Raw genomic sequence first — 19492 nt, 5'->3', positions numbered from 1 at the left:
GCATCCGTAATTGCTTCAAGGCTCTAGTCGGATACCGGCGGCTGATCATCTTCGGGCATCATCCGCTGGTAATATACCGCCAGTTCGGGAACCTCCTGCGCCAGCATCCCTATAAGATCGACCGGCGGCATTCTGCCCTCGTAATGAAGAGACAGAGCGTCTTTGTGCCGCTCAGTCAACGAAGTGTCCCGGTTTCGGGTGGCAGCAAAGACGCGCGTTTCCTCCTGTTTGCCCTTGACGGCAATCCTGTCGAGTTCAAAGACGCCAAAAATCCCGCCGATTTCATCCGCCGCCTTTTCGCCGATCAGCAGTGAAACGCCATAGGCTTTCGATGCCGATTCCAGCCTGGCCGCAAGGTTGACCGCATCGCCGAGCGCCGAATAATCGAAGCGCTGCTCTGACCCCATATTGCCGACGACGCATTCGCCGGTGTTCACGCCGATGCCGATCCTCAACGGAAAGAACCGTCGCCCGTCAGCCTCCGCCTCATGCTGCAGTTCGTCATTCAGCGTCTGCATCGAGGCAAGCATGTCGAGCGCCGCAGACACGGCATGGACCGCATGATCAGGGTCGTCGAGCGGCGCATTCCAGAACGCCATCAGGCAATCGCCGATATATTTGTCGATCGTCCCGCCATGGGACAACACGATCTGCGAAAGCGGCGTCAGAAGCCGGTTGATCAGTGCAGTCAACTGCTCCGGGTCGTCCTTCAGCTGCTCTGATATGGTTGTGAACCCGCGCACGTCGCAGAACAGGATGGACAGGAACCGTTTCTCGCCACCGAGTTTCAGCTTGCTCGGATCCTTGGCCAGTTGCGCCACCAGCGCCGGCGCCAGATATTGGGAAAATGCCCGCGTGATCTGTCGGCGGCTCTTGCGCTCCTGTGCATAATCGAGTGTCGCCTGGGCCGCGGCGACGCCGGCAAAGGCGAAGGATGGCGCAAGCGGCGACACGAACAGCCCGGCCCAGTGAAGCGCAAGATAACTTCCGCCGGCAAGAAGCAGAACCGCGGCAGCTACGCCGATTATGGTCTTCCACCCGGTACGCCGGCGCACAAGCAGATAGGCACAAAGCGCCGACAGCAGGACTGTCGCCTGCGTCAACGATCCGCGTAGTTCGGTAACGGACCGGCCGAAACGAAGATTGTCGAGGATCGTCGCCTGTATTTCGGCACCGGCTGTCAGGCGTCCGTCATGAACCGTATGCGAGGTGGCAAAGGCATCGGCCCCTCCGCTGGCGATGGAAGGCGCATTCTGCAGGCTCAGGCCGACAATAACCGTCTTGCCCTTGAAAAAACCCGGCGGCAGAAAATTGACGGGATCGAGCGCCTGATAATAGGAAACCGTCCTGTATGTTCTCGCCCCCCCGAAGACCTGCACCAGCCTCCCCTCGTCCGGGACCTCGACAGCATTACCGCCCGCAACGGCAATGGTGGCCGCAAACCCGTCGACAATCGCCGGTACACGTCGAAATGCACCGTCGCGATCGAGCGATATCGAGGCTATTCCGGCAGCGGCTCCCCTTGATGTAAAAATCTCGAGCGGCATCACCCGGATATATTGGTCGGCCTGCTCCGCGGTAACGATCGTCTCGTCGGCCGCCAGAACCACGTCGGGTCCCATGACATCGGCCAGCGCCTGATCATTCACGGATGACGAAGGTTCGGAAAAGATGATGTCCAGCCCGATAACCTTTGCGCCCGCATCTCGAAGTTGCGTGACAAGCCGGGCATGAAGACTTCGCGGCCACGGCCATTGCATGTTGATGTCGGCAAGCGACGGTTCATCGATCGCGACGATCACGATATCGTCCGAAGGCACACCCGGTCCGCGGATCGTCGACAGATAATCGAAAGCCCGATAGTCCATCAGCGCCCAGCCCGGCAGGCGAGAAAGCAAAGCCACCGCGCCGAAGGCGAATACCGACAGAAGCAGCACCTGCAGGGAGCGCGCAGCCATCAATCGGCGCGCAAATCGCCATCGTGAGCCGGATTGCATCAGAACCGGACCCTGAACGTGCCTTTGAACGAACGCCCCCAGCCGGGTATGTCGTTGTTCAGTTCGATATCCTCGTCCAGCAGGTTGTAGGCAGCCAGTTCAAACTCGAAGCGCTTGTCGAACGGTTCCCAGACAAGATTGGCATCGAGCGTCCAGTAGTCATCGAGCGACACGCCGGCCTCGTTGACACGGTCGCCGATGTAATTGGCGGCAAGCGTCGTCTTGACATGCGCCTGATTGACCCAGGTCAGTGCCACCTGCCCCGCCCATTCCGGCACGAAGGGTAGCGGCCCGCCCGATGTCGGCGTGCCCGAACCCTGATCCTCGGAATCCGTATAGGCGGCGGTCGAGGACAGGCCGAAACCCGCCCCGAGCACCGCATTGGCCGTCAGGCTCGCCCGGTCGAGCCGCCCTTCGCTCGTGGTAAACGGTGTCGAGACCAAGGGAATCGGAATGCGCGGATGATCCATCTCCTGGTGTTGATATTGCAGCGCCGTGAAGAAATCAGGCGTCCATTCGGCATCCCATCGCAGGGCATAGGTATCGACATACCCTTCCGTCCCGACCGAGATCGCATTCGGCTGGATGCCGACGATACCGATCGGCGACAAGGTCGGTGTCGTGAGGTCGATGCTGCTTCGCATGAACCCTGCCCGCAGCCACTGACCGTCCGTCGGTGACCATGCAAGCCCGATCCGCGGCTCGATGCGCGCCACATCCGACGTATCGCCGTCGATATAGCTGCCGAACAGGGCATATTCCGCCTTCAGACTGTCGCTGATTTCATGCAGAAGATCGATATAGATACGACCGACGTTGCTTTTATCTTCGGCTCGGTCAAACGTGTCTACGTCATTGAACGGAAACGGTCGCAGATCGGTAAACGCCTCAGTCTGCCGCAAGTTTATTCGCCCACCTTCTATCCCGTAACGCCAGGTCAGATTGTCGACGCCAACCATGTGGTTGATTGCAGCGATGTAGGTTTTCTGATCGAACTCTTCGCGGGTCCGGCCAAGCGGGACAGGAATGCCGAAAAGACCTGCTTCAAGATATTGAGTGTCCCGGCTGTTGAGGCCGCTATAGAGCAAGGCGGCGTTCACAACGTTTTTATAGCCAATAGTATGGCTCCACCCCAAGCCAGCTGTCGTTGAGCGTGCAGAAACATCCTGCTCGGTCGTCAACGTCCCACCCGGAAACGTGCCCGGCAGCTCTCCGAAAAGCAAAGACAGATCGGGAACAGCCACTTTCAGATCGCGTGAAATCTCGCTCTTCGAATGGTTCGCGTAGAATACCAGCCGGTCGTAAGCAGTCGGACTTGCCGTCAGATAGGCATTGCCCCCGACCAGCTTGTTTTCGGTCTCGATATCCGAGAGCGCGCCGATATCGCGCGCATCCGGCACTTTCTGCCATTGCAGGTTCGCATAGAGGCTGACCGGGAACGGCAGGTTTCGATAGGCCTGTACCTCGCCTTCCGCCGTATATCCCGTCTCGCCCCCTGCCGTGGTGAAGCCGCCTCCGAGTTCGACCTCGAAGAAAGGCTGCTTCAACAGGTTCGCCTCGCGCGAACGGCCCGAGATGATATGCGGATCAAGCAACAGGCCCTGCAACAGAGAGGAAAACGCCTGGCTGTTGCCTTCGTTGGTAATGACATTGTCGCCATAGAAATAATTGTCGACGAAAGGATCGCTGCTGCCGCGCAAACTCTGGTCAACATAGGCCGTCGCCTGGAACGGGTCGAAGGCCGCATCGCCATAATATTCGCCCCAGGCATCCAGCCCCTGCAAACGAAACGCATCGTTGAGTGTAGACCCCGCCTCGTGATTGGCGCCGACGGAGGTGAACTCGCCACCCCGCGCCTTCGACCGTCGCAGATATTCCTGCGCATGCCGGATCGCCCCGATAGAATCGTAATCGTCGATCGCCATCGCGGTCCTGACTGCCGCGATAACGGGATCGTTGTCATCCAGCCGGTCGGCATTGTCGAGCGCCTGATTTGCCGCGAGCCGATCGCCCTTTTCGTAATGCGCGGCAGCCAGCATCAGCTGCCCTTGAGAATAGGCGGGATTGGCGACCGTGCCGGCCAGCAGGTCCTCGACCGCCTTGTCCACCTCGCCCGTCTGCAGATAATAGCGCCCGCGGGCAACGAGCGCGAGATCGAAGGCCGGGTCGACGGCCATCGCCTTGTCGATCTCCGCCTTGGCCTTTTCGATTCGGCCCGTATCGAGATAGAAGATCGCAAGATTGGCATGCGGGATGGGATCCTGCGGATCGAGTTCGATCGCCTTCAGGAATGCCGCCTCGGCTTCGCGGTTGGCGTCGCGGGAGGATTGCACATTGCCGATCACGTTCCAGGTCGAGCTGCTGCCGGGTGTCACCCGGGCTGCAGCCTCCAGATCCTCCATGGCGCCGCTATTGTCGCCCTGGAAACCCGCCCTGTAGAGCGCCCGCGCCTCAAGCGCCGTCGGCTCGCTCGGATCGAGCGACAGTGAGCGATCGACCGCCTGCTGATATTCCGGACGATCGTTGAGAAGAAGCGCCAGCATCGCCCGGTAGGCCGGAAGTTGCGGATCGTCAGGATATTGCCGCTCGGCATCCTTCAATACGCCCATTGCCGCGCGCAGATCCTGCAGGAAGCCGACCGCATAGGCCCGCAGGAACGCCGCATCCGGCCCTTGGACGCTCCGCGGCATCTTTTCCACCCGGGTCGGATCGGCAAGACTGCGGGCGTAATAACCGCCATAAAGCGCCACACCCCGTCGCCTCGCATCGAGCCCGCGCTGGGCCTTGTCGAACAGCTTTGCCGCCTCGGCATAATGTTTGTCTTCGGCCAGCATGATCGCCTCGATCAGCGAGATCCGAGCCTTCTGGTTCGCCGTCAGTGAGCGCCCTTTGAGAGTACTAAGCGTCCGTTGCGCGGCGGGGCGTCCTTCGAGCGTCAGCTCGGTTTCGGCCAGCGTCACCCATTCCTCCGTCGTGCGCTCACCAGCCGGCTTGGCGACGATCCGGTCGGCCTGCCTGCGCATCTGCGCCACCGGTTGGTTCGATGCAGGCATCCGCCTGAAAGCCTCCCGTGCCGGCAGGTAGAACAGCATCTGCTCGCGATCATCGCTATCGACGATCACCACCTTCTGCGGCGCCTGGCCGATCGAGGCGACGGCACCTTCGCCCTCACGCACATCGACGCTGCCCTGCGGATTGCTGAGCCGGACCTCGCCTTCGAGCACACTGAGCGAGGTCCGTGAGCCCTCGACCGTCATCGTCCAGTCGGTACCTCGAATGGCGGCGGCCGCTGCCGGTGTCTGCACCTCGACGCCCGGCCCGCCACGCTCCGCACGCGCCCAGATCGTTCCGGCCTGCAGTTCCAGCACCGTATCGGCACCCGAACCTGACGTAACCTGCTTCACTACCAGCGTCGCATTGCGGCCCATACGGATCTGCGTCCGGTCGGAAAACAGGATGGCAAGCTGCCCGGTCGCATTCGTCCGCAGCACATCTCCGCCGACGAGATCCTGCCTCAAATCCACGAATTGCCAGTTCGAAACGTCGATAAAACGGACTTCCTCGCCCGTCTTGCGTGCAATCACCGCGCCGGCAACTGAGCCATCACGCGGCACGGGCTCACTGCGCGCGGGAAGACCACCCCCGGCACCAAGCAGCGTCAAAGAAACCGCAAATAAAAATCGATTGAGCACCCCGCGCATGCCGCAACCTGTGGACACAAACATATAAACTGTCAAGTTTTCGAGCCGATGTCACCTTGCTTTAAGAGTAAGGTGTATTAACACGGAGACACTTGAACGAGGGATCTCAAGAGTAATGAGCGATTTCGACAGCGCACCGACAGAAATGCTGGAAATGCCGATGGCGACAGGCGTCGTCACGGAAGAATACATCAATCATATCCGCAAGGTGAACGATGTCTTTTACGATCAGATCAAGATCTCCGATCAGAAGGCTGCCTATATCTTCACCTTCATGCTTGCCTTTCTGATCTCGTCGGCAGAAGGACGCGGCGTATTCACCTTTGCCCGCTACACAGAGGGCAGCTGGCTGGTCGTCATCGTCTCCGGCGCGCTTGCGATTACGTCCGTATCGTCAATCATCTCGGCCATCATGGTCGTATTGCCGCGTCACATCGACAAATCCACCTCGCTTTTCTGGGGAACCTGGCCCCAGCACCGGCCGATTTTCGAACAGGCCGCCCAGCACAGCGATGTCAGCTATCTGTTCAACCAGTATCTCGACAATGCCGATGTCCTGTCGCTGATCGCCCGGCAGAAATACCGCTTTGTGGCCTATGCATTCCGCGGCCTTGTTTTCACCGTTTTGGCCTATGTAATTCTGCTTCTTGCAACCTGACGCGAATCCCTCTCTTTCCCGGCCTCCCCTTCTGGCCCCGCCCATGGACCCCCCGCCAATGAATGCTGCCCTGACACCCTTCCTGACCATCGGCCTGCTCATTCTCTCCAACGTCTTCATGACATTTGCCTGGTACGGTCACCTGAAGTTCGAAAACAAGCCGCTCTATCTTGTCATTCTCGCCAGCTGGGCGATCGCCTTTTTCGAATATTGCGCCCAGGTCCCGGCAAACCGCATCGGCTACGGTTATTTCAATGCCGCCCAGTTGAAGACGATCCAGGAGATCATCACGCTCTCTGTCTTCGTCATCTTCTCGGTCTTCTATCTGGGCGAATCGTTCCACTGGAAACAGGCGATCGGTTTCGGGTTCATCGCGCTCGGCGCCTTCTTCATCTTCACCAAATAACGGGGACGTTGCCGGCCTCGTTGGAAAACAATCCGCTGGCGTCGCGGCAACTTAGATTTTGTCGCAGTGCCGTTTCATCCCCGCAACCGCCGTATGCGCGACAATCGGCCTGTCATCGGATGGGAAACCGGGTACGCGAACCGGCCTCCTCAACGGATTTCGGATCGGTTTTCCGGTGATGGTCGAAAGATCGGGGCAAACGGGAACTGACACGTCTCGAAAACCCGGATGATTTGGCCGGGGCAGGCAGATCGATTATCTACCAACCCACCAAATGCCACTGCCTGCTCCATTCCCGTTTCCACCATGCCGGCTTTGCCTTGCGTGGTTCTTCTCGCTGCACGGGATTTCACAAGAGAACGTAGCGGCCGTGCCGACGCTCGCGGCCTTTTCATCGGCAGTACCTTCTATTCCGCCGAAGTTTGTTCTAGAGACAGTGCTTCATCCGCCACAACTGGGCGGCAGACTGTCTTTAGGTATGTTGATCGATGCTTGATTCTCTCAGAAACGCCGCTCGCTCCTGGGTCGCGAAGTCTCTGCTTCTGCTCTTGGTTGCCTCTTTCGCCATCTGGGGCGGCAGCCAGTCGCTGATCGCCTCGAATGCGAACACCGTGATGACGGTCGGCGACCAGGAAATCTCCACCGAGCAGTTCCGGCTTGCCTATCAGCGTCAGATCGCCAATCTGAGCCGCCAGTTCGGCACCCAGCTGACGGCCCAGCAGGCCCGCTCCTTCGGCATAGACCGTGAGGTTCTGACCCAGCTTTCGGCAGGAGCAGCCCTCGACCAGCTTTCCGATGACATGAATCTCGGTCTTTCCGAAGAGCGTCTGGCAAACCTGATTGCCGAAGACCCGGCCTTCAAGGGTACCAACGGCCAGTTCGACCGTGACCTGTTCTCCTCGCGCCTGCGCAATGCCGGCCTGCGCGAAAACGACTATATTGCCGAACGCAGCAAGGTCGCTGTCCGCAGCCAGGTCGTGGAAGCCGTTTCAGACGGCTTCAAGCCGCCGCAGGTCATGCTCGACGCACTGAAACAGTATCGCGACGAGGCGCGCACAGTCGATTATCTGCTTCTGTCGAACGCCAATATCGATCCGGTCAAGGCACCGGCGGATGACGTTCTGACCACGTGGTTCGACGCCAACAAGGCCAAGTACCGCGCACCGGAATACCGCAACTTCGCCTATGTTAAACTCGAGCCGAGTGACATCGCCGACGCCTCCTCCATTACCGATGACGAGCTGCGCGCCGAATACGACAAGCGCAAGGACGGCTACAAGACACCCGAAACCCGCACGATCGAACAGCTGACCTTCCCGAACAAGGAAATGGCGGATGCAGCAGCAACGCAGCTGCGCGACGGCACCACCACGTTCGACCAGATCATCAAGGATCAGGGCAAGACCCCGACCGACGTCCATCTCGGTGACTTTACCAAGCAGAGCATCCCGGACCCTGCCTGGGCCGAACCGGCATTCAAGGTTTCGGCCAATGGTGGCACCACCCCTGTCATCAAGGGCACGTTCGGCTCGGTCATCCTGCGCGTCTCCAACATCCGCCCGGAAAGCACGCGCGGCTTCGACAAAGTGAAGGAAGAACTGCGTCAGCAGATGGCGGTTGCAGCCGCCTCGCGTGAAATCGCCAGCGCCCATGACCGTTTCGAGGATCTGCGCGGCGGTGGCGCGACACTCGATGACGCTGCCAAGGAACTAAACCTCAAGCTCGTCACCGTGACGGCCGATGCCTCCGGCCAGGACGAAAAGGAACAGCCGATCGCAAATCTTCCGGCTGCCAGCAACCTGATCGCCGAAGTGTTCCGCACAGAACCTGGCCAGGACACGATCCCGGTCAGCCTCGGCAATGTCGGTTACATCTGGTTCGAAGTTCGCAACGTAACGCCGGAACGCGAGCGTTCGCTTGATGAAGTACGTGAAAAGGTCGTGGTTGACTGGACCGCCGAGCAGCAGCGCGAAGCCCTCACCGCCAAGGCAACCGAGCTGAAGGCTCGTCTCGACAAGGGCGAAACTCTGGCCGCGATTGCCGCGGACCTCGGCATCGCCGTCGAAACGAAGACCGGCCTGCGCCGCAACGCCGAGGATGCGATCTTCGGCGCGGAAGCGATCACGACCGCCTTCTCCGGTCCCGTCGACACGACAGGCACCGCCCTTGCAGCAGATCGCGAAAGCCGCATGCTGATGAAGGTCACCGCTGTCGAGCAGGCTCCGTCTGATGAACTGGCCAATGACCCGCAGCTTCAGCGCCTCGCGGAATCAGCAGGCGACGACATGCTTGATCAGATGGTCAACAGCCTGAAGGATCGCTATGGCGTCTCGATCAACCAGACTGTCCTCGATCAGTCCGCATCCACCGTTCAATAATTGAGGCAAATGCCGAAAATGCCTGACTTGAAGCCATTCCTCGCCAAGGTCGCCACCGGCGAATCGTTGACCCGCGAAGAGGCGCATGACGCCTTCGGAATTCTCATGTCCGGCGAAGCGACACCCTCGCAGATCGGTGGCTTCCTGATGGCACTCCGGGTGCGGGGCGAAACGGTTGCGGAAATGACCGGCGCCGTCTCGACCATGCGTGCCAAAATGCTGCGGGTCGAGGCTCCGGCGGATGCCGTCGATATCGTCGGCACCGGCGGCGACGGCGCCGGAACCTACAACATCTCCACGCTCGCCTCGATCATCGCCGCAGGCGCAGGCCTCTCGGTCGCCAAGCATGGCAACCGTGCGCTCAGCTCGAAATCCGGCACGGCCGATGCGCTCTCGGCGCTCGGCGTCAACCTGGAGATCGGCCCGAACCAGATCGCACGCTGTATCCGTGAGGCTGGCATCGGCTTCATGTTCGCTTCCATGCATCATGCAGCCATGCGCCATGTCGGCCCGAGCCGCGTTGAACTCGGTACGCGGACGATCTTCAACCTGCTTGGCCCGCTCTCCAATCCGGCCGGTGCAAAACGCCAGCTGCTCGGTGTCTATTCGCCGCAATGGCTGATGCCGATTGCCGAAACCCTACGGGAAATGGGATCCGAAACTGTCTGGGTCGTGCACGGCCAGGGTCTCGACGAGATCACCACGACAGGCACAACGCAGGTTGTGGCACTGGAAGATGGCAAGATCCGTAAATTCGAACTGAGCCCGGCCGATTTCGGCGTCGCACCCGCAACGCTCGCCGACCTGAAGGGCGGTGACGGCATCGCCAATGCCGCGGCGCTTCGTGCCGTCCTCGGCGGCGCGAAAAATGCCTATCGTGATATCTCGCTCTGCAACACAGCGGCCGCTCTGGTCGTGGCCGGCAAGGCAGAAACACTCAAGGATGCTATGCTGCTCGCCACCGCCTCGCTTGAGAGCGGTCAGGCCTCTGCAGCACTGGACCGGCTCGTGGCGGTCTCCAACGAGAAGGAATAGGATCATGGCCGATATCCTGCAGAAGATCGAAGCCTACAAGCGCGTCGAGATCGAAGCGGCCAAGACGGCGGTGCCGCTTGCAGAGATCAAGGCCCGCGCTGCCGACCAGTCTGCCCCGCGCGGCTTATTGAAGGCGCTGCAGGCGAAGAAGCAGGCCGGCCAGTTCGGCCTGATCGCCGAGATCAAGAAGGCAAGCCCGTCCAAGGGCCTGATCCGCCCGGATTTCGATCCGCCGGCGCTGGCAGCAGCCTATGAGGCAGGCGGCGCTGCCTGCCTTTCGGTTCTCACCGATACCCCGAGCTTCCAGGGCGCACCGGAATTCCTCGTTGCTGCCCGCAATGCCTGTGCACTGCCGGCCTTGCGCAAGGATTTCATGTTCGAGCCCTACCAAGTCTACGAGGCCCGCGCCTGGGGTGCCGACTGCATCCTGATCATCATGGCATCGCTCACCGACGACGAGGCGCTGGCGCTTTACGAGACCGCAACCGAACTCGGCATGGACAGCCTCATCGAGGTGCATGACGAAGCCGAGATGGAGCGGGCGCTGAAGCTCCCCTCGCCGCTGGTCGGCATCAACAATCGCAACCTGAGAACGTTCGAGGTCAGCCTTTCGACCAGCGAACGCCTGTCGGCGATGGTAACCGGCGAGGACCGTCTGCTCGTCGGCGAAAGCGGCATCTTCACCCATGAGGACTGCCTGCGCCTGCAAAAGGTCGATATCAGCACCTTCCTCGTCGGCGAAAGCCTGATGCGCAAGGACGATGTCTCAGCGGCCACGCGGCTGCTTCTGACCGGGCAAGCAGGCACGCTGGCGGCCGAGTGATGGCCGATCAACCGAACAAGCTCACCCACATAGATCAGGCCGGCGAGGCCCATATGGTCGATGTCGGCGACAAGGCCGAGACCGCTCGTTCGGCAACCGCCGAAGGTTTTGTCCGCATGTTGCCGGAGACCCTGGCGCTGATCCGTGAAGGCAATGCCAAAAAGGGTGATGTCATCGGCACCGCCCGCCTTGCCGGCATCATGGCCGCCAAGAAGACATCCGACCTCATTCCACTCTGCCACCCGCTGATGCTGACCAAGGTTTCAGTCGAGATCTCGGAAGACGACAGCCTGCCCGGCCTGCGCGTCACAGCGACAGCAAAGCTCACCGGCAGGACCGGCGTGGAAATGGAAGCCTTGACCGCCGTCTCCGTCACCTGCCTGACCATCTACGACATGGCCAAAGCTGCCGACAAGGCGATGGAAATCGGTGGCATAAGGCTGCTCGAAAAGACTGGCGGCAAGTCCGGCCATTATAAAGCGTAAAGCCCGAGGAGATTTCGCCATGGCGCTTTTGCCCGTTCCAGACGCCAAGGCCCGTCTGCTTGCCAGCGCCCGCCCGGTCGACGGCATCGAGACGCTCCCTCTGGCCGATACAGCGGCTCGCGTGCTTGCTTTTGACATTAAGGCCAAGCTGACCCAGCCCCCATTCAATTCCTCTGCCATGGATGGCTATGCGCTGAGAGCGGTCGATGCGCCGCAGATCGGTTCAGAACTCACAGTCATCGGCACTGCCGCCGCGGGGCGTGCCTTTGAAGGCCCTCTCGGCCCCGGCGAAACCGTTCGCATATTCACCGGCGCGCCGGTGCCGGAAGGCGCCGATACGATCCTCATCCAGGAGGACGCCGAAAAGATCGGTGACGACAGCATCCGCACGACATTTCAGGTCACCGGCGGGCGACACATCCGTCCTCGTGGTCAGGATTTTGCCGAAGGCGAAACGGTGCTGAAGGCCGGCACGCTTATCGATTTCTCGCATCTGACCGTCGCAGCCGCGATGAACCACCCGACGCTTCCCGTATTCCGTAAGCCGAAAGTGGCGATCCTCGCCACGGGTGACGAACTGATTGAGCCGGGCGGCAATCCCGGCCCCGCTCAGATCATCGCTTCCAACACGTTCGGGATTGCCGCTCTCGTGCGCGACAATGGCGGTGAGGTTCTCGATCTCGGCATTGCGCCGGATCGGCAGGACGCCATCTCCGCTGCGATCAAGCGCGCTCGTGATGCCGGAGCCGATATCCTCGTCACCCTCGGCGGCGCTTCCGTTGGCGACCACGATCTGGTGCAGGCGACACTGAAGGCTTCCGGAATGGAGCTTGATTTCTGGCGGATCGCCATGCGCCCCGGCAAGCCGCTTATGGTCGGCTCGCTCGACGGCATGCATGTTCTGGGCCTGCCCGGAAACCCGGTCGCCAGCATGGTTACGGGCATGCTGTTTCTCGAACCGCTGCTGCGCCGCCTTGCTCATCTGCCGGAGCGCAGACGCGAAGTCGATGGCATCACTGCAAGGCCGCTTCGCCCCAATGACCAGCGGCAGGATTATCTGCGTGCAAAGATCACCCGTGACGAACTGGGCAATCTGGTCGCCGAGGCCAATCCGAAGCAGGATTCGTCGATGATGAAGATCTTTGCCCATGCCGACGGTCTCATCGTCCGTGCGCCGCATGCACCGGAATTGGCAGCAGGCGAACCCTGCCGCATCCTGCTTATCCGTGCCTTCGACTGATCCGGTTGGCGAGGAAATCCGTAGGCTTGGGCATATTTGCCCAAACGGAGTAGATCGTGCCTGACACCGCACCCGCCATCCTCTGGTTCCGCCGCGACCTGCGTCTCGACGACAATGCCGCACTCCATGCCGCGATCGATGCAGGTGGCCCGGTCATCCCCGTCTATATCCGCGAACCGGTACAGCCCGATATCGGTCCGCTTGGGGCCGCACAGGCATGGTGGCTTCATCATTCCCTGGCAGCGCTCAAGGACAAGCTGAAGTCACTGGGCAGCGACCTGATGTTTGCGACGGGCAAGGCCGATGACATCATCATCGATATTGCCCGCAAGACCGGCGCAAAGACGGTCTACGTCAATCGCGCCTATGAGCGAACCACGGTCGACCGCGAGATTGCCATCGCGCTCAAGGATGCAGGCATCGCCATCCGCGCCTTTCACGGCCAGTTGCTGCATGATCCGAAATTGATCCGCACCGGTTCCGGTAACGCCTTCAAGGTCTACACGCCGTTCTGGAACGCCATGCAGAAGCTTCACGAGCCGCATGGCCCCATTGCCCCACCCAACTCCATCCCGTCGCCCGAGAGCCATCCCCGTTCCGAAGCGCTCGATAGCTGGAACCTTTTGCCGACCAAACCGAACTGGGCCGCAGGTTTTTCCGGACACTGGACGCCCGGCGAGGCCGGTGCGCAGGAAAAGCTCGAAGACCTGATCGACGCCGACCTGCATGATTACAAACGCGGTCGCGATTTCCCGGCGATCGACGCGACCTCCAGACTGTCTCCGCATCTGGCGCTCGGCGAAATATCCCCTGCCCGTATCTGGCACGCCACAAACGGGCTGGCTGACAAACATCGCGACGATCTGGTCCATTACCGCAAGGAACTGGCCTGGCGCGATTTCTGCTACAATCTACTGGTCGAGTTTCCCGATCTGCGCACAAAAAACTGGGACGACAAGTTCGATGCCTTCGAATGGGAGTTCAACGCGGCCGATTTCAGCGCCTGGACCAAGGGACAGACCGGTTATCCGATCGTCGATGCCGGCATGCGCGAGCTCTGGCAGACCGGTTACATGCACAACCGCGTTCGCATGATCACCGCATCCTTCCTGATCAAGGACCTTCTGATCGACTGGCGGCGCGGCGAGGAATGGTTCCGCGATACGCTGCTCGATGCCGATCCGGCCAGCAACACCGCCAACTGGCAATGGGTGGCCGGCTCGGGCGCGGACGCCTCCCCCTTCTTCCGCATCTTCAACCCGATCCTGCAGGGCGAGAAATTCGATCCCGACGGCGATTACGTCCGCCACTTCGTGCCTGAACTGAAAGACCTGCCGAAGAAATACATTCACAAGCCCTTCGAAGCGCCGAACCATGTTTTGGCCGGCGCCGGCGTGGAACTCGGAAAGACTTATCCGAAACCGATCGTTAATCACGGCATGGCTCGTGACCGGGCGCTTGAAGCCTACAAGGGCCTGAAAGGCTGACGCAGTACCGCTTGCAGCAGGATTGACGTTTCAACCGGTTCCATCCGCGATTAATCTCCTTTTTCTGCAAGAGGAGAGATCAGAATGACGGGACGGAAGATCGCAGTCGTCGGACTTGGCGGAATCGGCGGCGTTGCCGCGGCCTGCCTCAGCTTGTCACCGGACAATGACGTGACGGTCTGCGCCCGCAGGCGGATCGACACGCTTACCTTCGATCACCACGAAGAGAGCAAAAGGATACCGCTAAAGACACTGACGGAGCCAAGTCGCGCCGAACCGGTCGACTGGGTGATCCTTTGCACCAAGGCACAGGATGTGGCCTCTGCCGCCTCTTGGCTGGAACGCCTCTGCACGCCGAAGACGACGGTTGCCGTCCTGCAGAACGGCATTGCCCATGAGGAGCGCGTAGCCCCGCATGCGAAGGGCGCGACCGTGGTTCCGGCAATCGTCTATTACAATGGCGAACGTTTCGCCCCCGACCATGTCCGCCTGCGCCACATCCGCGGTCACGATCTGCTTGTCCCTGCAGGAGCGCAAGCGGAAGCCTTTGCGGCGCTTTTTGAAGGCACACCCATCGATGTCGGGATCAGTGCGGAATTCATCACCTATCAATGGCGCAAACTGCTGGTCAACGTCATCGCCAACCCGATCACGGCGCTTACCCGCCAGCGGCTTGGCGTCTTCCAGCGCGAGGATATCCAGCAGCTATCTCTTGGCATTCTTGACGAAGCAGTGGCGGTCGGTCGCGCCGAGGGCGCGCAACTTGCAGGCAATGAAGCAGAAATGATCCTTGAGACGTTTCTGGCCTATCCGCCGGAAGCAGGCACCTCCATGTATTTCGACTGCCTCGCAGGACGTCCGCTGGAAATCGAGGCGCTGAATGGTGCGGTCGTTGCCGCAGGCCTGCGTCACGGCCTTGCGACGCCCTTGAACACCGCAATGCTGACCTTGCTGAAGACCGTCAGCGACGCCAACGCCAAAACCCCATAACAAAAGACCCGGCCGAAGCCGGGTCTTTCTTTTCTTATACGAGGCGGCTCTGTTCCAGCGCCGCTTCGATGAAGCTTGCAAACAGCGGATGCGGATCGAGCGGGCGGCTCTTCAGTTCCGGGTGGTACTGGACGCCGATGAACCACGGGTGATCCGGATATTCGACCGTTTCCGGCAGAACGCCGTCCGGCGACATGCCGGAGAACACCAGGCCGCAGCTTTCGAGGCGGTCCTTATAGTCGACATTGACTTCGTAACGGTGACGGTGACGTTCCGAAATCTCGGTCGAACCATAGATCTCGGCAATCTTCGTGTCCTTCTTCAGCGCCGCATTATAGGCGCCGAGACGCATCGTGCCGCCAAGGTCGCCGGCTGCCGCGCGCTTCTCAAGCGCATTGCCCTTGACCCATTCGGTCATAAGACCAACGACCGGTTCCGAGGTCGAGCCGAATTCGGTGGACGAGGCCTTTTCGATGCCGGCCAGATGACGGGCGGCTTCCACCACCGCCATCTGCATGCCGAAGCAGATCCCGAAATACGGCACCTTGCGTTCGCGGGCGAACTGGGCGGCAAGGATCTTGCCTTCCGAACCGCGCTCGCCGAAACCGCCGGGAACCAGAATGCCGTGGACCTTTTCGAGGTAAGGCGTCGGGTCTTCCTTTTCGAAGACTTCCGACTCGATCCACTCGAGCTTGACCTTGACGTGGTTGGCGATACCGCCGTGGTGCAGCGCCTCGATCAGCGACTTATAGGCATCCTTCAGACCCGTATACTTGCCGACGATCGCGATCGTGACTTCGCCTTCCGGCGTCCTGATGCGGCTGCAGACGTCTTCCCAAGGGTCAAGGCGCGGCTTCGGAGCCGGCTCGATGCCGAATGCGGCCAGAACCTCGTTGTCGAGGCCTTCCTTGTGATAGGCGATCGGAACGTCATAGATATTGGCAACGTCGAGCGCCTGGATGACGGCGCTTTCGCGCACGTTGCAGAACAGCGAAAGCTTGCGGCGTTCAGCTTCCGGGATTTCCCGGTCGGCACGAACGAGCAGGATGTCGGGATGGATACCGAGCGCCTGCAGTTCCTTGACCGAATGCTGCGTCGGCTTGGTCTTCAACTCGCCAGCCGCGGAAATATACGGCATCAGCGTCAGGTGAACATAAATCACGGTGCCGCGCGGCAGGTCGTTGTTGACCTGGCGGATGGCTTCCATGAACGGCATCGCCTCGATATCGCCGACCGTACCGCCGACTTCGCACAGAACGAAATCATAGTCGTCATTGCCCTCGGTGACGAAATCCTTGATCTCGTTCGTCACGTGGGGAATGACCTGAACGGTTGCACCGAGGTAATCGCCGCGGCGTTCCTTGTCGATGATGTTCTTGTAGATCCGGCCGGTGGTGATGTTGTCGGTCTTGGTCGCCGAACGCCCTGTAAAGCGCTCGTAGTGACCGAGATCAAGATCCGTCTCAGCGCCGTCGTCGGTCACAAAGACCTCGCCGTGCTGGGTCGGGCTCATCGTGCCCGGATCAACGTTGAGATAAGGATCGAGCTTCTTCAGCCGAACCCGGTAACCCCTCGCTTGGAGCAATGCTCCGAGGGCCGCGGCCGCAATACCCTTCCCAAGGGAAGAGACCACGCCGCCAGTGATGAATACATATCGCGCCATGGGAGTCACCGGTTACCTTTTCACACACGATTCCGCCAGCAGAAATTTTGCCAATCGCTAAAACGGCTGTGGAATCTTCACAAAATAAAACCGGCAGGCTTTTGGCCTGCCGGAGCTTGAAGTCTCAACCGGGGCCTTACTGGCCGGTCGGTACGCTGTTCGACGGCGCAGCGGGCGCAGCCGGAGCGGCAGCAGGTGCCTGACCCGCGGCCGGAGCGGCAGCGCCGGTTTCGGACGGAACGCCGTTTCCTGCGGGAGCCTGTGCTGGCGGTGCAGCCGGTGCCGGGCCGAGCTGGTCGAGAATGCCGTTGCCCGTGCCCTGCTGGCTTTGCGGGATACGGTTCAGGATATCGGTCGGCTTCGAGTCGTAACGGGCAAGAATGCCGAGCGCCAGCGAAGTGACGAAGAACAGCGCCGCCAGGATCGCCGTCGTGCGGGTCAGCGCATTGGCCGTGCCGCGTGCCGACATGAAGCCGCAGCCGCCGCCAATGCCAAGTCCGCCGCCTTCCGAGCGCTGGATGAGCACTACGCCGACAAGCGCAAGCACGATCATGAGATGGATGACGATCAAAACGGTCTGCATGTATCGGGTCCCTGCCCTACGCGGGCAACAATCAAGAGTTTTGCGGCTCTTTACATGAGCCTATCGCTCTTTCCAAGCCTTGATTACAAGGTTTCGGCGATCAGCCCTTCATAGACGGAGTAGATGGCGAGGAAGTCGGCTGCTTTCAAGCTCGCCCCGCCGATCAATGCACCGTCGACATTGGCAATGCCCATCAGCACCTCGGCATTGCCCGGTTTGACCGAACCACCATAAAGGATCCGCATCTTCGCGCCTTCGTCGCCGAAGCGCTTGGCGAGTTCGGACCGCATGAAGGCATGCGCAACGGCAATGTCCTCGTTCGTCGGGGTCAGCCCTGATCCGATCGCCCAGACAGGCTCATAGGCAATAACGGTATTTTCAGCCGTGGCGCCATCCGGGATGGAGCCGTCCAGCTGCCGCTTCAGCACGTCCAGCGTCTGGTAGCTGTCGCGTTCGCCGGCAGTCTCGCCGATGCAGATGATCGCGGTCAGATCGGCCTGATGGGCAGCCACAGCCTTGTCGCGAACCAGATGGTCCGTTTCAGCGTGATCCGTGCGGCGCTCGGAATGGCCAAGAATGACATGAGTTCCGAAGCAGTCGGCAATCATCTCGGCCGAAATATCGCCCGTATGCGCGCCCGAAACCTTCTGATGGCAATCCTGCGCGCCGATCATCAGCGGGCTGTCGGTGCACAGCGCCGTTGCGACATAAAGAAGCGTCGCGGGCGGGCAGATCAATGCGTCGACACGATCAGCCAATGGGCCGACTACGCCCTCCGCCATCGCCTTGATTTCACCGAGCGCATCACGTGTGCCGTTCATCTTCCAGTTTCCGGCCACAAGCGGGCGAACGTCTGGGGTCATCGGGCAGTTTCCTCCTCAATTTATCGGCAAACCTCGAAACGAGATCGCAGTCATCGTGTTCAAAATCCGGTCATCCGGACAATCCGGCATCTTTCGTACGCTGAAAAATGACCGTGATTCAAGCGCTTGCTTCAAAAGCCGCCGCCTTCCAGTCGCGCGAAGTGACAAAAGCGGGAAGCCCTTGATGAAATTCAATCGGTTGAGCGCCGCTACAGATCGATTTAACTGGGCGTCGCACCTAATTTCGAGCAGTCAGCACGAAATTGAGCACCTTGCGCCAGTCGACCATCCGGATCGGTGTTCCATGCCCTCCGGTCTGAAAAAGACTGAATCGCGCGGGATAGTTTGATGCGCGTAATCCGCGAAAAATCTTTTCCTGGTCTTCCGCCTTGTAGACGCTGTCGGCGCTGCCATGGCCGAAATAGATCGGCAGCTTGAGCTTTGCGTAAGGCGTTCCTGCTAGCCCCGCATCCGGCGGGCCGCCGAGCAGAACCATGCCGCCGAGATAACGGACGGTATCCCTGTCTCGCACGATGTTCTGGCAGATGATCCCGCCCATCGAGGCGCAGGCGAGAATGACCGGACGCCCTCCCGATTGTTCGAAAGCGTAGCGCGTCAATGCGCCGACATCGGCAGCCCCCTTGTCATCGAAGGATTTCACGCTGACCGAATAATAGGTGCCGCCATTGCGGGCGCTAAGGTTCTTCAGCCGGTTGAAATTGCCCCCGAACGAGTAGTCGTTGACGCCTAAACGGCGATCTCCGCCACGCCCATGGATAAAGATCACGGCAAAGCGTTCGCCGGAAGACGGTCCGACCCGCGTCACGTCCACATTGCGACCGCCAAGCGTCAGCGTCTCGTTTTCCTGTTGGCTGCGAACGGAGAGATCGACATAGGCGCCGCGCACCCGGCGCTCGGCCTCCTGGTCGCGTTCGTTGATGTCGCGAAGCTCGTTATAGTCCATCACCTCGTAAGCGCCGCCATCGTCGCTCTTCAGCACCTTGTGGCTGGAAAACAGGTTATCCTTGAAAGGCGGGATCGGCCCTTCCTGCGCCATAACGACGTCACCGGTCGATGATATCAAGATCGCAAGAAGCGTGGCGAAAATGAAATGAACTGTGGACATGCGGGGTTTCATTGAGGTCCTTCGGTCTTGAAAGCTTGCCATGGCAGGGTCTAGCTA

15 protein-coding genes are annotated in these 19492 nt (G+C 60.3%); 9 read left to right on the top strand and 6 right to left on the bottom strand.

Annotated features, from left to right (window positions below; translation table 11 throughout):
• Positions 1–23 precede the first annotated feature (23 nt).
• Both GGE33_RS06235 and GGE33_RS06230 read right to left on the bottom strand, forming a co-directional pair.
• Entirely contained in the window at positions 24–1958 is a 1935-nt protein-coding gene (locus GGE33_RS06235) for a CHASE2 domain-containing protein (RefSeq protein WP_246435743.1), read from the bottom strand.
• A gap of 38 nt (positions 1959–1996) precedes the next feature.
• Entirely contained in the window at positions 1997–5722 is a 3726-nt protein-coding gene (locus GGE33_RS06230; protein WP_246435742.1) for a FecR domain-containing protein, read from the bottom strand.
• Positions 5723–5813: 91 nt separating this feature from the next.
• On the opposite strand from GGE33_RS06230, the gene GGE33_RS06225 reads away from it, so the two are divergent.
• The 9 genes from GGE33_RS06225 (at position 5814) to GGE33_RS06185 (ending at position 15200) form a co-directional block, all read left to right on the top strand.
• On the top strand, positions 5814–6356 hold the full coding sequence (locus GGE33_RS06225; RefSeq protein WP_148144792.1) for a Pycsar system effector family protein: 543 nt from the start codon (positions 5814–5816) through the stop codon (positions 6354–6356).
• 58 nt (positions 6357–6414) lie between these two features.
• Positions 6415–6762: a DMT family protein gene (locus GGE33_RS06220; protein ID WP_148144793.1), complete on the top strand. Its 348-nt coding sequence runs from the start codon at positions 6415–6417 to the stop codon at positions 6760–6762.
• Between the two features lie 488 nt (positions 6763–7250).
• Positions 7251–9140, top strand: coding sequence for a peptidylprolyl isomerase (locus GGE33_RS06215; protein ID WP_183821607.1), 1890 nt, complete (start codon positions 7251–7253; stop codon positions 9138–9140).
• An 18-nt stretch (positions 9141–9158) separates the two neighbouring features.
• Positions 9159–10175: an anthranilate phosphoribosyltransferase gene (gene trpD, locus GGE33_RS06210; RefSeq protein WP_183821606.1), complete on the top strand. Its 1017-nt coding sequence runs from the start codon at positions 9159–9161 to the stop codon at positions 10173–10175.
• Positions 10176–10179: 4 nt separating this feature from the next.
• Positions 10180–10998, top strand: a complete 819-nt coding sequence (gene trpC / locus GGE33_RS06205; RefSeq protein WP_183821605.1) for an indole-3-glycerol phosphate synthase TrpC — start codon at positions 10180–10182, stop codon at positions 10996–10998.
• Entirely contained in the window at positions 10998–11483 is a 486-nt protein-coding gene (moaC, locus tag GGE33_RS06200; RefSeq protein ID WP_183821604.1) for a cyclic pyranopterin monophosphate synthase MoaC, read from the top strand. The genes trpC and moaC overlap by 1 nt, the downstream gene beginning before the upstream one ends.
• Before the next feature lie 19 nt (positions 11484–11502).
• Positions 11503–12723 (top strand): molybdopterin molybdotransferase MoeA, encoded by a 1221-nt coding sequence (locus GGE33_RS06195; protein ID WP_183821603.1) that lies wholly within the window; start codon positions 11503–11505, stop codon positions 12721–12723.
• Positions 12724–12776: 53 nt separating this feature from the next.
• The gene (locus GGE33_RS06190; RefSeq protein WP_183822414.1) at positions 12777–14210 is read left to right on the top strand and encodes an FAD-binding domain-containing protein; all 1434 of its coding nucleotides are present in this window, start codon (positions 12777–12779) and stop codon (positions 14208–14210) included.
• An 84-nt stretch (positions 14211–14294) separates the two neighbouring features.
• Positions 14295–15200 carry a 2-dehydropantoate 2-reductase gene (locus tag GGE33_RS06185; RefSeq protein ID WP_183821602.1) on the top strand — a complete coding sequence of 302 codons (906 nt, stop codon included), beginning with the start codon at positions 14295–14297 and terminating at the stop codon, positions 15198–15200.
• Between the two features lie 34 nt (positions 15201–15234).
• Here the strand turns inward: GGE33_RS06185 and pyrG are convergent, their stop codons facing one another.
• From pyrG to GGE33_RS06165, 4 genes are all read right to left on the bottom strand, one after another.
• Entirely contained in the window at positions 15235–16863 is a 1629-nt protein-coding gene (pyrG, locus tag GGE33_RS06180) for a CTP synthase (protein ID WP_183821601.1), read from the bottom strand.
• 136 nt (positions 16864–16999) lie between these two features.
• Positions 17000–17446 (bottom strand): preprotein translocase subunit SecG, encoded by a 447-nt coding sequence (gene secG, locus GGE33_RS06175; RefSeq protein WP_183821600.1) that lies wholly within the window; start codon positions 17444–17446, stop codon positions 17000–17002.
• 83 nt (positions 17447–17529) lie between these two features.
• Positions 17530–18309 carry a triose-phosphate isomerase gene (gene tpiA, locus GGE33_RS06170; protein ID WP_148144803.1) on the bottom strand — a complete coding sequence of 260 codons (780 nt, stop codon included), beginning with the start codon at positions 18307–18309 and terminating at the stop codon, positions 17530–17532.
• A 238-nt stretch (positions 18310–18547) separates the two neighbouring features.
• On the bottom strand, positions 18548–19435 hold the full coding sequence (locus GGE33_RS06165) for an alpha/beta hydrolase family protein (protein WP_183821599.1): 888 nt from the start codon (positions 19433–19435) through the stop codon (positions 18548–18550).
• Positions 19436–19492 lie beyond the last annotated feature (57 nt).

The organism is Aliirhizobium cellulosilyticum, assembly GCF_014198105.1.
In the GTDB taxonomy this organism is placed as follows: Bacteria; Pseudomonadota; Alphaproteobacteria; order Rhizobiales; family Rhizobiaceae; genus Neorhizobium; species Neorhizobium cellulosilyticum.
The sequence above is the reverse complement of the archived record's forward strand: the minus strand, read 5'-3'. Positions and strand labels throughout refer to the sequence as shown.

Excerpts from the sequence above, each read along its gene's own strand:
- GGE33_RS06235 (WP_246435743.1), bottom strand. The coding sequence starts at position 1,958 with ATGGCTGCGCGCTCCCTGCAGGTGCTGCTTCTGTCGGTATTCGCCTTC.
- GGE33_RS06230 (WP_246435742.1), bottom strand. The coding sequence starts at position 5,722 with ATGTTTGTGTCCACAGGTTGCGGCATGCGCGGGGTGCTCAATCGATTT.
- GGE33_RS06225 (WP_148144792.1), top strand. The coding sequence starts at position 5,814 with ATGAGCGATTTCGACAGCGCACCGACAGAAATGCTGGAAATGCCGATG.
- GGE33_RS06220 (WP_148144793.1), top strand. The coding sequence starts at position 6,415 with ATGAATGCTGCCCTGACACCCTTCCTGACCATCGGCCTGCTCATTCTC.
- GGE33_RS06215 (WP_183821607.1), top strand. The coding sequence starts at position 7,251 with ATGCTTGATTCTCTCAGAAACGCCGCTCGCTCCTGGGTCGCGAAGTCT.
- trpD (WP_183821606.1), top strand. The coding sequence starts at position 9,159 with ATGCCTGACTTGAAGCCATTCCTCGCCAAGGTCGCCACCGGCGAATCG.
- trpC (WP_183821605.1), top strand. The coding sequence starts at position 10,180 with ATGGCCGATATCCTGCAGAAGATCGAAGCCTACAAGCGCGTCGAGATC.
- moaC (WP_183821604.1), top strand. The coding sequence starts at position 10,998 with ATGGCCGATCAACCGAACAAGCTCACCCACATAGATCAGGCCGGCGAG.
- GGE33_RS06195 (WP_183821603.1), top strand. The coding sequence starts at position 11,503 with ATGGCGCTTTTGCCCGTTCCAGACGCCAAGGCCCGTCTGCTTGCCAGC.
- GGE33_RS06185 (WP_183821602.1), top strand. The coding sequence starts at position 14,295 with ATGACGGGACGGAAGATCGCAGTCGTCGGACTTGGCGGAATCGGCGGC.
- pyrG (WP_183821601.1), bottom strand. The coding sequence starts at position 16,863 with ATGGCGCGATATGTATTCATCACTGGCGGCGTGGTCTCTTCCCTTGGG.
- secG (WP_183821600.1), bottom strand. The coding sequence starts at position 17,446 with ATGCAGACCGTTTTGATCGTCATCCATCTCATGATCGTGCTTGCGCTT.
- tpiA (WP_148144803.1), bottom strand. The coding sequence starts at position 18,309 with ATGACCCCAGACGTTCGCCCGCTTGTGGCCGGAAACTGGAAGATGAAC.
- GGE33_RS06165 (WP_183821599.1), bottom strand. The coding sequence starts at position 19,435 with ATGTCCACAGTTCATTTCATTTTCGCCACGCTTCTTGCGATCTTGATA.